At 37.3% G+C, this 13,703-nt stretch carries 14 protein-coding genes; 1 reads left to right on the top strand and 13 read right to left on the bottom strand.

Going from position 1 to position 13,703, the window contains the following annotated elements:
- Positions 1-33: 33 nt before the first annotated feature.
- From GHI93_RS08690 to GHI93_RS08640, 11 genes are all read right to left on the bottom strand, one after another.
- Positions 34-750: an NADPH-dependent oxidoreductase gene (locus GHI93_RS08690; protein WP_153496668.1), complete on the bottom strand. Its 717-nt coding sequence runs from the start codon at positions 748-750 to the stop codon at positions 34-36.
- Positions 743-1,627: a primosomal protein DnaI gene (dnaI, locus tag GHI93_RS08685; RefSeq protein ID WP_153496667.1), complete on the bottom strand. Its 885-nt coding sequence runs from the start codon at positions 1,625-1,627 to the stop codon at positions 743-745. The genes GHI93_RS08690 and dnaI overlap by 8 nt, the downstream gene beginning before the upstream one ends.
- Entirely contained in the window at positions 1,611-2,825 is a 1,215-nt protein-coding gene (locus tag GHI93_RS08680; RefSeq protein WP_153496666.1) for a DnaD domain protein, read from the bottom strand. Before GHI93_RS08680 ends, dnaI begins: the two co-directional genes overlap by 17 nt.
- Before the next feature lie 43 nt (positions 2,826-2,868).
- A complete protein-coding gene (nrdR, locus tag GHI93_RS08675; protein WP_153496665.1) occupies positions 2,869-3,315 on the bottom strand; it encodes a transcriptional regulator NrdR in 447 nt (148 codons plus the stop codon).
- A 22-nt stretch (positions 3,316-3,337) separates the two neighbouring features.
- Positions 3,338-3,988 carry a tRNA (guanosine(46)-N7)-methyltransferase TrmB gene (gene trmB / locus GHI93_RS08670; RefSeq protein WP_153496664.1) on the bottom strand — a complete coding sequence of 217 codons (651 nt, stop codon included), beginning with the start codon at positions 3,986-3,988 and terminating at the stop codon, positions 3,338-3,340.
- Between the two features lie 65 nt (positions 3,989-4,053).
- Entirely contained in the window at positions 4,054-4,827 is a 774-nt protein-coding gene (locus GHI93_RS08665) for a phosphotransferase (RefSeq protein ID WP_170272426.1), read from the bottom strand.
- A 50-nt stretch (positions 4,828-4,877) separates the two neighbouring features.
- On the bottom strand, positions 4,878-5,126 hold the full coding sequence (locus GHI93_RS08660; RefSeq protein WP_153496662.1) for a Veg family protein: 249 nt from the start codon (positions 5,124-5,126) through the stop codon (positions 4,878-4,880).
- Positions 5,127-5,263: 137 nt separating this feature from the next.
- Complete coding sequence (gene dnaB, locus GHI93_RS08655; protein ID WP_153496661.1) at positions 5,264-6,634, bottom strand: replicative DNA helicase; 1,371 nt, start codon at positions 6,632-6,634, stop codon at positions 5,264-5,266.
- A 1-nt stretch (position 6,635) separates the two neighbouring features.
- Positions 6,636-7,088, bottom strand: coding sequence for a 50S ribosomal protein L9 (gene rplI, locus GHI93_RS08650; RefSeq protein ID WP_153496660.1), 453 nt, complete (start codon positions 7,086-7,088; stop codon positions 6,636-6,638).
- Between the two features lie 43 nt (positions 7,089-7,131).
- A complete protein-coding gene (locus GHI93_RS08645; RefSeq protein WP_153496659.1) occupies positions 7,132-9,105 on the bottom strand; it encodes a DHH family phosphoesterase in 1,974 nt (657 codons plus the stop codon).
- Positions 9,106-9,174: 69 nt separating this feature from the next.
- Positions 9,175-9,831, bottom strand: coding sequence for an HAD family hydrolase (locus GHI93_RS08640; protein WP_153496658.1), 657 nt, complete (start codon positions 9,829-9,831; stop codon positions 9,175-9,177).
- 224 nt (positions 9,832-10,055) lie between these two features.
- On the opposite strand from GHI93_RS08640, the gene GHI93_RS08635 reads away from it, so the two are divergent.
- Positions 10,056-11,408 (top strand): aspartate kinase, encoded by a 1,353-nt coding sequence (locus GHI93_RS08635; protein ID WP_153496657.1) that lies wholly within the window; start codon positions 10,056-10,058, stop codon positions 11,406-11,408.
- Between the two features lie 21 nt (positions 11,409-11,429).
- Here the strand turns inward: GHI93_RS08635 and thrB are convergent, their stop codons facing one another.
- Positions 11,430-12,308: a homoserine kinase gene (thrB, locus tag GHI93_RS08630; protein WP_153496656.1), complete on the bottom strand. Its 879-nt coding sequence runs from the start codon at positions 12,306-12,308 to the stop codon at positions 11,430-11,432.
- Positions 12,305-13,696: a threonine synthase gene (thrC, locus tag GHI93_RS08625; protein WP_153496655.1), complete on the bottom strand. Its 1,392-nt coding sequence runs from the start codon at positions 13,694-13,696 to the stop codon at positions 12,305-12,307. Before thrC ends, thrB begins: the two co-directional genes overlap by 4 nt.
- Positions 13,697-13,703 lie beyond the last annotated feature (7 nt).

Below are 13,703 nucleotides of genomic sequence, written 5' to 3'. Positions count from 1 at the left end.
TTTAAGACGCATCCCACGTTTTTTGAAAATAGCTCATAACAATTTTTTAGCTTTTAAAAGTTGTGTTGACGATTTTATTTCTGGAACTCCCCATTGTTGAACCATGCGTTCTGACCACGTACTATCGAGACGTCTTTTTCCTGCATAATCTGATTGTGTCTTATCATATGCAAGAATTGTTGCCTCATCTTGCACGTGATACGTTTCGTTAAAAACCATACTTTCATATGGCAGACGTGGTTTCACAGCATTTTTTCGTGCTGGTTTCCCAAGTGCGATGCCAAAGAGTGGAAAAGTATAATCTGGAAGTCCCAAAAGTTCAGAAATTTCAGCAGATTGATCACGAATTAAGCCAACAATCACACCACCATAATCCATTGCTTCAGCAGCCAGTAACACATTTTCAGCAGCAAGCGATGCATCAACTGTTGAAATTAATATGGATTCTACTCCTTTGGGTTGGAAATCTCCCTGGTTTAATGCAACTGCTTTTTCTGCGCGATTCAAATCCCCAACAAAAACCAAAAAAGTAGCACAATTTTTGATTGATTTTTGCGCTTGAATTTCAAAAATTTTAGATTTTTGTGTTTCTGATGATACGATAATGATGGAATACGATTGGAAGTTTTTCCAATTAGATGCTGCGCGCCCAGCTTCAATCCACTCTTTTAAGAGTTCTGCTGGAATTTTTTCATCCGTAAAATTGCGAACGGAAGTGTGGGATTTCATAAGATGTATCAGATCAATCATGACGACGGTTTACTCCTTCAAGATGTATTTCTCGTGAAAGGTATTTGATGCGCTCCATCACTCTTTTGGCGGGCCAAATGTCTTCTACTTTTTTTGTTTGTGCTAAATGTTGTTCGAGTTCTTTCATGGTCAAATTTGAAGTAAAAAAAGTTGGGAGATTATTTTGCATGCGTGCTTGCAAAAGCACTTGTAAAATCGAATCTCTTAACCAGCTATTATTAAGTTCTGCTCCAATGTCATCAAGCACCACAACCTGTGCTGTTTTTAATTCATTCAGCCATGTTTTTGCATTATCAAAATCTAATCCAGAGACAAAGGTTGGATAATGCAACACTGTTGTTGAAATTTCATGATGTGCTAATTCATTCGCCATTGCAGCCATCATATATGATTTTCCTACACCAAAATCCCCATAAATATACAGCCCTTTTTCAGTTTTAGGAGATTGAATAAATCGATTGATGGCTTCGATGAGTTGATATTGACTCTCGTTTGTAATCTGAACATCTTCAGGATTATATAAATCAATTTTCTTGAGCGCTTTTGGAAGTCCCAAAATTTGAACCCGCTTTAGAAGATTCAGATGAGCTTGTTGTTTAGCTAATTCTTGCGTCGTTTGATATGAAACATCCGCATATCCTTGATTCATAATCAGCGCTGGTTCATAGCTGATGTGCGATTGTTCCAGATCAAATTTTTCTTTTGCCATGACAAACTCATAAAATTTAGAATAAGAACGTTCAATTTCTTCACGTGTCATTTTATTTTGACTGATAAACGCTTGAACTTCTGAATTTTTCAAGGTTTTTTGGACAATTGCGTCTAAATTCCCTTGATGATCCATTCGTCGGTTCAAAATTTCACCGATGGATTCCATTGCCATTCTCCTTTCTCATCTTTTTTTGCAATTCAGCAAATTTTGCTTTCGTTTCTGATGTTGTGTGCTCAACATAGTTAGCATTTGACCATTCTGGACTCTTTTTGACCACTCTTGGGTTACGTTCAAATTTTGTTTGCTTTTCTTTTTGACGTTTCTCGCGATTCATAAACCATGTAACCGCTTTTTGTGCAGTAAAAACTTGATTTTGTAAACATTCATTAGCCAATTGATGAAGAAACGCAGCATTTAATGTCGGATTTTTACGTTGCACTAAAACATAATGCAACATGATATTTTGGACCTCATCAGGAATTGATTGAACCTTTAGTTCGTTTAAAAGGCGAAGCTCTCCAGATGAAGTCGTACCTCCTGTATTTTTCCTGAGTTGCTGCAAAAATTGAATCGGTCCATCAGAACCATCTGGCTTTGAGACATGCATTTTTGCAACACGGATCAGCTCCTCTACAGGCTTTTCTACCGCTGTCAGTACTGACGACGGTTCTGTCAGTGCTGACAGCTGTTGTGCAAGGCGTGCACCATTCATTGTAGCATCAGGATTTTGAGTTGTTTTAGCCAATGTAAACAGATCATACCAGCTTTTATCAAATCTTTGTGCGAGCTGATAAAGCATCAATTTATCTTGGTTTTCATGACTAAACGTCATTTTCTGATCTTTCATCGCGAGCTCAAACGCCCCCATATTAAAGGATTCTTCATCCTTTTTCACATCCGAGATGGGCTGTGATGCAAAGGATTCGTTTCCTTGTGGATGATAGATTTCATAAAATTTTTTTGATATTTCTTGACCCTTTGTTTTTTTGTCAGTACTGACAAAAGCTTGGGTGAACCTGTTTTGATCAATTTTTGACCATAAAAGCTGCTTTAGAAGATCATCTTTCATGAATGCATCATAGGTTTTTGGACTTTGCATTTCGATATAAAATTCAGCATGATGATCATAAACTTTGATCAAGTCAAGCGCACTCAGGTGATCAAGCGCAGCTTCAAATTGATTTGGTCCAAAATTAAGATATTCTAAGAAAAATGTTATTTTCCCAGAATCACTGATTTTTAGTACCTGATACAAGGCATACGCATCTCGTCCAATAATCGGCAAATAAAGCTTCGTAAATGTATCCGCGTCAAAACTAATTCTGTCAGTACTGACAACAACAAATCGATCTCCTGCTAACATTTTTCTCCTTTCTGATTTTCATTATTTTTGCAGAGTTAAACATTTATTTTTTAGTGATATTTTTTAGTAGCGCTTCTAACTCACTGACGTCTTTAAATGAGCGATAAACACTCGCAAATCGAATATAAGTGATATCATCCACATTCGCCAATTCTTCCATGACAAATTCACCAATCTTATCACTTGGTACTTCATTATGATCCAAACGTCTAATCTTTTGTTCCACATTTGAGACAACATTTTCAATCGTCTCGCTTGAAACAGGGCGTTTATATGCTGAACGAATTAATCCACGTGTGATTTTTTCACGATTAAATGGTTCTCGCTTGTCATCTTTTTTAATCACTAACAGGGGCATTTCTTCAATTCGCTCAAACGTTGTGAAACGAAAACCACAGTTTTCACAGACACGGCGTCGTCTGATAGCTTCTTCAGCCTGTCTCGAATCAACCACACGAGATTCTTCAGAAAAACATTTCGGACACTTCATCGCATTTTCCTCTCTTATTTTCTTATTTTTTCACAAATTGCGCTTCAAGTCGATAAATCACTTGACCTTTTTTAGAAAATTTTTCTTCATATTCAGTCATTACATTTTCTTTAGCAAAAGCTTCATCAGCATGCAAATCTAACCACACTTGCTTTAATTTCATCCCATAATTTGTCATCGAAACTAAAGAATATTCAAATAAACCACGATTATCGGTTTTAAAATGAATCTCGCCTTCACTTTTCAAAATTTTTTCGTCTGTAGCCAAAAAAGTTTGATACGTCAACCGCCTTTTTTCATGACGTGTTTTTGGCCATGGATCTGAAAAATTCAAATACACACGATCGCATTCTCCATCCTCAAAAAACTCTGACAACTGCGCTCCATTCACCAAAATCATCTGAACATTAGGCAATTCAGCCTCAATCGCCCGATCAAGTGCATAAGACAATACCGAAAGCTGTAAATCTATCGCAATGTAATTAATTTCCGGATGTTTTGCAGCCATTCCAACGATAAATGCACCTTTTCCACATCCAACCTCAATATGAATCGGATGATCGTTTCCAAAACGTTCTGACCAGCGTCCTTTATATTCTGCTGGATTTTCTACAACAAGATGCGTGTTTGCTTTAAGGTACTCTGGAGCACCTTTACGATATTTGACGCGCATATTTTCTCCTTTTGTCACGCTAAAACTGAAAAATGAGAAGGTTTCCCTTCTCGATAAACTACTGTTTAAAACAATCGACAGAAGTTTCTAAGCCCCTGGATTTCTTCATTAACTTGCTTGATATGATTTTTTAAAAGTGCATCAGAAATTTGGCGAAGATAGGAAAGTTTCCCATACCACGCTACTTTATTCATCACATTATCTTTCGGCTGGTAACCAGAATAGCTCAACCACCGGCTCCAATCTACTGGTTTAATATAATGAGATAAAATATACGCCATATCAACCATTGGATCACTCAAAAAAACAGTGTCCCAATCCACCAAATAGACACGTTGCGTTTCATCATCAACGAGCCAATTATTATGGTTGACATCTCCATGAACAACTGTCACTTCATGGTCTGGCAATTCTGGAAGCTCCCTTTTCATCTGATTAACAATAGATGAAAGATAGATATTTTTTTGCAATGCAGTAGAACTTGAGTAAACACCCTCTAATAGTGCTTCAGGACCAACTGCTTGACTGCCAAGTTTTTTATATGAGTCCACTAACTTTTTACTTTTATGGAGGTGAGATAAAATTTGATTGATTTGTGTATCACTCATTTCTTCAGGAGTGAGGGTGTGTCCATTAATCCAAGGTTGTGCTGAAAGCATGTCGCCTTGAGCCGTTCGTTTCGTCCAAAGGACGCGTGGCGTAATGCCTTCCAAATAAATACTTGTGAGCATCGGATTCGCATTTTTTTTGATAAACACGCGTGCTTCATCATTTCTTGCGGTAAACGCATTGCCTGAACCACCTTTGACAGGAATCATATCTAAATCCCAATTTGCCATCATCTTTTTTATCTCCTTTCCAAAAAATTTATGAATGAACCTTTAATACATTAAAAATGAATTAAAATCGTTGCAGTTAAAATATCCGCATATTGATAAGATTCTGTGGTTTTTGGTCCACGCGCTGGAATATTTTCAATCACAAAGTGTGTCGCGTAAGCTTCAATCAAATTAACTTTATGACGATTTTCACGTTTCCGACCAAATTGAGAAGTTATTTCAATGGTTTGCCCTAAATGAGATTTGACTTGATTTCTAATATCAACGATTTTTCCGACTTCTTGATTTTGATTATCCATTTTCCCTCCGATAATTTGCAACGCAAATCTCTTTTGATTGAATATGCCTAGTTGGACCAATTAACATGTGATAAATCAAGTTAAGACGACACTTTTAGACAATTATATTTATTATAACACGAAAAGGCATAAAAAATCTAGTATGGCTCTCCATATCGCACATCAATATTATCAAAACTGCTATATTCTTTAATAAATGCAAGTTTCACTGTTCCACGACTTCCAGACCGGTTTTTTTCAATTATAACCTCAACTGAATTATCCGCAATCTGCTCCTCATCGTTTTCTTCATCCCCTTCACGTTCGTAATAATCTTCACGATACAAAAAGGCAACGATATCCGCATCTTGCTCAATTGATCCTGATTCACGAATATCAGAGAGTACAGGCCGCTTGTCTTGACGTTGTTCTACCCCACGTGAAAGCTGACTGAGCGCAATCACAGGAACATGCAATTCTTTAGCTAAAATCTTAAGTTGACGTGAAATTTCTGACACTTCTTGTTGTCGATTTTCTCGCCCTGTTCCTGAAATCAATTGTAAGTAATCAATCAAAATCAGTCCCAAATTTCCCGTTTCTTGCGCTAATTTTCGAGCACGTGCGCGAATTTCTGTAATCTTTATCCCTGGCGTATCATCAATATAAATCTCTGATTTGGAAAGTGCACCAGTTGCAATAAAAAGCGCATTCCACTCATCATCTGTCAATTGCCCAGTCCTGATGTGCTGAGAATCAATTCTTCCTTCTTTAGCAATCATCCGATTTACTAAACTTTCGGCCCCCATCTCAAGCGAGAAAATAGCGACAGCTTTATCTTGTTTAGTGCCAACGTTTTGAGCAATATTTAGTGCAAATGCTGTTTTTCCGACAGCAGGACGAGCAGCAATAATGATCAGTTCTTCATCATGAAGTCCTGTCGTCATCCGATCCAATTCGATATATCCCGTCGCAAGTCCTGTGACAACATTTTTTTCTTTGGAATGTTTATCAATCTCATCAAGTGACAGATTAATCACCTCAGAAATTTTACGAAAACCTGTTGTATTACGCCCTTGCTGGACATCAATCAATCCTTTTTCGGCTTCAGATAAAATCTCATCTGCAGAGGAGTCCTGTCGATAAGCTCTTTCTACACTAGAAGTTAATTTTGAGATGAGTTGCCGCAAAAGTGATTTTTCTGCAACAATTTTAGCATAATAAACGGCATTTGCTGCGGTAGGTGTTGCTTGTGCGAGCTGAGCAATATAAATCACTCCCCCGATATTTTCAATGTCTCCTTGACTCTCAAGTGCAGAACGGACGGTTAAAACATCAATGGCTTCTCGCAAATCAAATAACTTCTCCATCACCTTAAAAATAATTTGATGAGAAGTTTTATAGAAATCTTTGGAATTAATATGTTCTTTAACTTCAACCAACCGATCACTATCCAAAAAAATCGCACCTAAAACAGCCTGTTCAGCAGCTAAATCCTGTGGTGGAGCTTTTATTAAGTCAATTTCTGGCATCTTATTTTTCGCCGACCCTTACTTTGATTGTCGCAACAACATCTTTATACAATTTAATTGGAACTTCTTTTGTCCCTAACGCTTGCAATTTATTATTCAATTGAACTTTACGTTTATCAATTTCGACATCATATTGTACTTTTAGAGCTTTTGCAATATCAGCCTTGTCCACCGCACCAAAAGTGTGTCCTGTTTGACCTACCTTCATCCCGATTTCAACAATCACATCTTCTTTTTCAAGTTGAGCTTTTAAAATTTTTGCTTGTTCAAGTTGCTCAGCTTCTTCTTTTTCTTTTGCTTTTCTTTGTCCTTCTACTTGTGATACAGCTGCTGTTGTCGCAAGTTTGGCAAGGTTCTTTTTAATGAGAAAATTTTGTGCATAACCCGCTGGAACTTCTTTTATTTGACCTTTTTTTCCTTGTCCTTTAACATCTTGCAAAAATACAACTTTCATTTTATTTCCTCCATTTTTCAATCATTCTATTCTTTTATTATCATTAATGATTATCTTCGTTTTCAATTCTTTCTTCTAAAAAACGAATCAAATCTGCTTTCACTTCTGAAAGTGTTTTTTCGTAGATTTGGGTTGCGGCATTATTGAAATGTCCCCCTCCTCCCATTTGTTCCATCAAAGTTTGCACATTAAATCCATTACGAGATCGTGCAGAAATTGAAATGAATCCATTTGGATGAAGTGTCAATGCAAACGCTGCTGTCACACCTGCCATTTCGACCATTGTATCTGCTGCTTTTGCAGTTGTAATATTATCATATTTTTGATCTTTTTTGCCCATCCCAAGTACGATACCAGGAAAAACAATTTCTGAGTTGATGACAATTTCATTGACGATTTTGTATTTTTCAAAATCAGTCGCCATAATGACCTTGATCAAATCATTATCAGCGCCACGAGAGCGAAGATATGCAGCAGCTTCAAAAGTTCGTGCCGTCGTTGCTTTCGTGAAATTTTTCGTATCCATTTCGATTCCAGCTAAAGCAATACTTGCTTCAATCGTTGACATTTTTCTACGATTATTGTCGTGAAATTGAAGAATTTCAACGGTTAATTCACTGGCAGAGCTTGCGCTTGATTCGATATACGATAAAAGCGGTTGTTCTGGAAAGTCGTCATTTCGTCTGTGGTGATCAATGATCACTAATTTTTCAAAGGAGTGATAGAAATCAAAATCCAAGGTTTGTGTTGGTTTTGAGTGATCAACCATAATCAATAACGAATTTGGTTTTTTTAGCCGACGGGCAGTTTCTAATTTAACAATATGTGTGAACCCGTCTGCACTCTCATTCATCTTTTCGATTGCTCGAGCAACGTCTGGTAACAATTGTTTTTCATCATAAACAACGAAAGCCTCTTTTCCTGTCATATTGGCAAAAACTTTCATCGCAATCGCTGCTCCAAGTGCGTCCATATCTGTAAACCGATGTCCTACAATAAAAACATCTTCTGATTCAGAAATAATTGTACGCAATGCTGTTGAAATGGCACGCGCTCTTGTTCTGCTTTTTTGAGTACGTCCTTCAGAATTTCCACCAAAATAGACCGGCCTTGCTTGCTCGGAATTTTCACGCAAAACAACCTGATCTCCTCCGCGGACTTGTGCGAGTTCGAGGTTATTCATCGCAACATTTCCGATATTTGGGAAATCTTCCCATCCATATGATACTCCAATTGAGAGTGTCAGCGGGAATTCTTTTTCTGTTGATTTTGTTCTAAATTCTTTTAACACTTCAAATTTATCTTTAATCATTTGATCCAATACGCGATAATCACAGAAAAAAAAGTAACGACTGCTTGTGATACGGCGCAGATAAAAGGCATATTTATCGGAAAATTCTTCCAAAAAACTGGCGATAAAATTATTGATAACAGTCCGTCCACTATCTGAAATCAGATCTGTCGCATCATCATAATTATCCACATAAATCGCACCGATAACGGCTCTACTATCATTAAAATCTGATCTGAACGCGACCTCTTTTGTCGCATCAATCAAATAAATGAGATGTTTTTCTTCATCAACGTTCACCACATATTTTTGATTGCCAATGGTGACATACTGATCTTCAAGTTTCTTTTTCAAGATGAGTTTGATGTCTTCGCGTTTGATCACACTATCATTGCCTTTATAAATCATGTCAATGTATGGATTAAACCACTCTGGTTCTAGTGTTTTTTCATTGAATCGAATCACACCAATGGGCATATTATCAAGTGTCGCATTAAGGGAATTCTCAGCTTCATCATTGATTTTACGAATGAAATCATGCCTTCTCAAGGTATAATTTTTTGCTTGTGAAAGTAAGATAAAGGTGATGATTAAATTCAGGATAAACAAATATGCAATCGCCACATATCTTGAACTTGAACAAACTAAAAATAAACTTTCAAATAATTGAACAAGGATCATCATCACGATGATCATGCGTGGGGTGATTTGTTTTAAAAATTTCATATCAAACTCCTATATCTTATCATTTTACCATAGGATGAGACAAACATAAAGAGGAAAATGTCGTTTGTTTTAATTTTTTGGATGCTTAAGGATCTGAACAATTTCACGCAAGCTTGTAAAACGATAATCGGCCTTACTTTGGTTCATCCCAAAACGCGCGTCAGAAATAGCAAAAACGGTGGCTCCTGCAGCTTTTGCTGAGATAATCCCGTTTTCAGAATCCTCAATCACCAGTGTCTCATGTGGTAGAACACCTAATGTAGCCATCGCTGCTTCATAAATGGCAGGATCAGGCTTTGATTTTTTGAAATCTGCTCCAGATAATACAGCGTCAAAATAAGTTGCGAGATGATTCACAGATAAACATCGCTCAATGTCTGCTCGATTTGAACTCGAAGCGAGTGCTAATTTAACCTGCTGCTTTTTTAAAAACTCCAAAATGAAATGAGCATCTTCAAAAAGTAATTTTTCATAAGGAAGTGGGGTTTTCGCTTTAAAATCATTGTATTGTTTGATATAAGATTGGGCGCGCGTCGGTTCATATTGATCTTGTAAGATTCTTGGCCAAAGATCTTTCATGTTTCCCCCAATGAAATCACTTGGTTTAAGGTGTGCAATCGAGACATTAATCTGATCAAAAAATTGAGTTCGCCGCTTTGAATAATAATTTTCTGTATCGACAAGAACACCGTCCATATCAAAGATCACTGCTTTAAATTTTTTCATAACTCTATTATATCAGGATAAGGATGAAATAGGAGAAAAAGTTTTTTTCATTCTTATCTTTTGGCATTAAAAAATTAACATTTTTGTTATTTTATCCCTTCATTAGCACGTGAATCAAAAATCAACTTTTTTCATCTCGAGTTCATTAATTAATTGTAAATTATCAGAAAATTAGATATAATATATCGTATTATTGTATTTTTAAATAGGAATCAGGTCTTTTTATGAAAGTTGTTAAATTTGGAGGGTCATCTCTCGCGTCCGCTGGTCAGATTGAAAAAGTTTTTAACATTGTCAGTGCTGACAGCACAAGAAAAATTGTCGTCGTATCTGCGCCTGGAAAAAGAGAAGCAAAAGACACGAAAGTCACAGATGCGTTGATTGCTTATTACAATGCTTTTAAGCAACAAGACGTTCTTGATGCACATCAAGAATGGATTATTGAGCGTTATCGCTCGATTGCTTTGGCTCTTGGAATGGATGAGACAGTCATTGATCCAATCGCAGAAAATATCAAAGCGCTCGCTTCACTCGATGTCAAAAATAAGTTTACGTATGATACTTTTTTGGCAGCAGGTGAAAATAATAATGCAAAATTGGTTGCTCAATATTTTAAAGCGAAAGGTTTAAATTGTCGGTACATCCATCCTGCTGATGCGGGAATTATTGTATCGGCACAGCCTTCTAATGCCCGTTTGTTGAAGGATTCTTATAAAAAAATCAAATATTTGGCGGATTTGGAAGAAATCATCATTGTTCCTGGATTTTTTGGTGTGACAGAAGCTGGCGAGGTGTGTACGTTTTCACGTGGTGGATCTGATATAACAGGGTCAATTTTGGCAGCTGGTGTTAAAGCTGAGATGTATGAAAATTTCACAGATGTTGATGGGATTTTTGCTGCGCATCCTGGTGTGATCAAAAACCCCCACTCCATCAAAGAACTGACTTATCGAGAGATGCGTGAATTGGCTTATTCTGGGTTCTCTGTTCTTCATGATGAAGCTTTGGTTCCTGCCTATCGCGCCAATGTACCATTAGTAATCAAAAATACAAATAATCCTGATCATCCTGGCACGCGCATTGTCACTAAACGTGAAACTAAAGGTGCTCCTGTGGTTGGAATTGCTTCAAGTAACGGATTTGCTTCTTTGTTTATCAATAAATATCTCATGAATAAAGAAGTTGGTTTTGGACGAAAAGTTCTTTCTGCACTTGAAAATTTAGGCATTCGATTTGAACACATGCCTACTGGGATTGATGATATGTCCATTATCATTCGTGAAAAATATTTATCCAAACAGCTTGAAAAATCACTGTTGAAAAATTTGTCTGAGTCCCTTCATCCTGATGAACTTTACATTGAACATGGATTATCCATCATCATGTTGGTCGGGGAGGACATGAAAGAACACGCTGGAGTGACTGCACGCGCAGCACGGGCACTTGCGGTTCATGGGATTAGTATTAGCATGATTTCGCAAGGTTCAAGTGAAGTTTCTTTGATGTTTATTTTGGATGAAAAAGATGAAAAACAAGCGCTTCGTGCGATTTATGATGAATTTTATTTTGAAATTTAAAAAATCCCGTTTGGGATTTTTTTATACGATTCTAGCGCCATAAGGATCAACAGTCAACGTCAAAATATCTCCATTATGGCTGTGTTGAAATTCTTTTAGGGCATCAATAAAACTTGAGCTGTTATTTTGCGAGATCCACGTCATGATTGTTGATCCTGCACCTGATAAATATGTTGCAAATGCGTGGTGCTCATGTCCAAGCGCTCTAATTGCTTCAAGTTCTGGAATGAGTGACGCGCGATATTTTTCGTGAAAGAGATCAGATTCCATCATTTTACCAGCTAAAACGAGATCGCTCGTTGAAAGACTGGCAATCAAAACATTGGCTTTTGAAGACGCAAGTATGGCATCACTTTTTTTATACGCTTTAGGAAGAACACTTCTTGCAGCTTTCGTTGAGAGGGAGTAATCAGGAACAAACGCAATCATTTGACATTCAGGTTGTGGTAATGAAACAAAATCTAAATTTTTTTCCTCATCGTAAGAAGCAACTTGAAGACCACCTAAAAGTGCGGGAACCACATTATCTGGATGTCCTTCCATGTCACAAGCCAGTGCTAATTGTTCTGCAATCGTGAGCTTGACATCGCTCAATAAAAGTGCTAATTTGATGCCCGCAACGATGGCTGACGAACTTGATCCCAAGCCATGTTCAAGTGGAATCTGACTTGTCATCTTCAAATGATACGGTTTTAAATCTGTCACTACTGACAGCGCTGTTTTAATGATTAAATTTTGCTCGTCATTTGGAATATCTGCTCCCAAATCATGCTCTAAAAACCAGTGATCTAAAGGTTTAACAAGCTCGATTTCAAGGTAGCGATTGACCGCGATTCCAAGTGAGTCAAACCCACAGCCCAGATTAGCAGAAGTCGCAGGAACCATTATTTTTTTGCTCATAAGATCTCCTTGATGATGGTTCTGATCTGATCTTTTGTGACATGATAAAGTTGCGTGACGGGTTTTTTATCCAAACATTTCAAGGCATCAGGCATTTTATCTTCAGGAAGTTTTTGCTCAATCGCATCCTCCACAGTTTTTGCAAATTTATAGGGCGAAGCTGTTGCAAGAACGACTGTAAACCCGTCCAAATCTGCTTTTCTTGCTGCTGCATACGCAATCGCAGTGTGTGGATCCATCACATAATTTCTGTCAGTACTGACAGCTTTAATTTCTTCAATCGTTTCGTCATCATCACATTTTTCTGTGAGAAAATCCTTTTGTAATTGCTCAAAAACTTCCGCAGAAAGCTGATATTTTCCTTCTTTAACCAATTGCTCTTGTGTCGCTTGAGTGACTTTTGCTCCTGCAAGATGATAAATCAATCGCTCAAAGTTTGAAGAAACAAGAATATCCATTGATGGGCTGTTAGTAATGTAAAAATCACGATTACGATCGTATGTTCCTGTGGTCAAAACATCATACAAAACTGAGTTTTTATTCGTCGCACAAATGAGTTTTCCTACTGGCAGTCCCATTTTTTTAGCGTAATATCCAGCTAAAATATCGCCAAAATTCCCTGTCGGCACAGAAAAATTCACCAGATCACCACTTTTAATCTTGTCAGCACTGACAAGTTCACTATACGTCCAAAAATAATAAACAATCTGTGGTAAAAGTCGTCCAAAATTAATCGAATTTGCTGAACTAAAAATCTGATTTTCAGCGAATTGATCTGTGAATGCGTGATCTTGAAAAATTGATTTAACCGCGCGTTGTGCGTCATCAAAATTTCCTTCAACGGCGACTGCATGAACATTTTTCGCCGCTTGTGTCGTCATTTGTAAACGTTGTATGTCACTAATTCCGACTTCTGGATAAAACACGATCACTTGCGTTTGATCAACATTAGAAAAACCAGACATCGCCGCAGATCCAGTGTCTCCAGATGTCGCAGTCAAGATGATTGCTTGTCTTTTTTCACCGATTTTTTTTAATGACGTCGTCAATAAATAAGGCAAAAGTTGCAAAGCAACATCCTTAAAGGCAGCAGATTTACCGTGGAATAATTCAAGCACGGCCAAATTTTCTGTCAGTACTGACAGACTTACTGGCAACGCATTTTTGTATGCCGAATGAATCATCTCATCCAGATTTTCAAAATCAGGAAGATATTTAGATAAAATCAATCCCACCATTTTCTCATAATCTAATCCAAGAAATTCGTCAGTACTGACAGAAGGAAAAGTTGTGGGTACAAATAATCCGCCATCATCCGCTAAACCTTTTGCAATCGCTTGTTGCGCACTAAACGATACCTTATCGTTTCTTGTTGATGTAAATTTCATAGTATCC

It is taken from the genome of Lactococcus hircilactis (assembly GCF_009601015.1).
Taxonomy (GTDB): domain Bacteria; phylum Bacillota; class Bacilli; order Lactobacillales; family Streptococcaceae; genus Lactococcus; species Lactococcus hircilactis.
The sequence above is the reverse complement of the archived record's forward strand: the minus strand, read 5'-3'. Positions and strand labels throughout refer to the sequence as shown.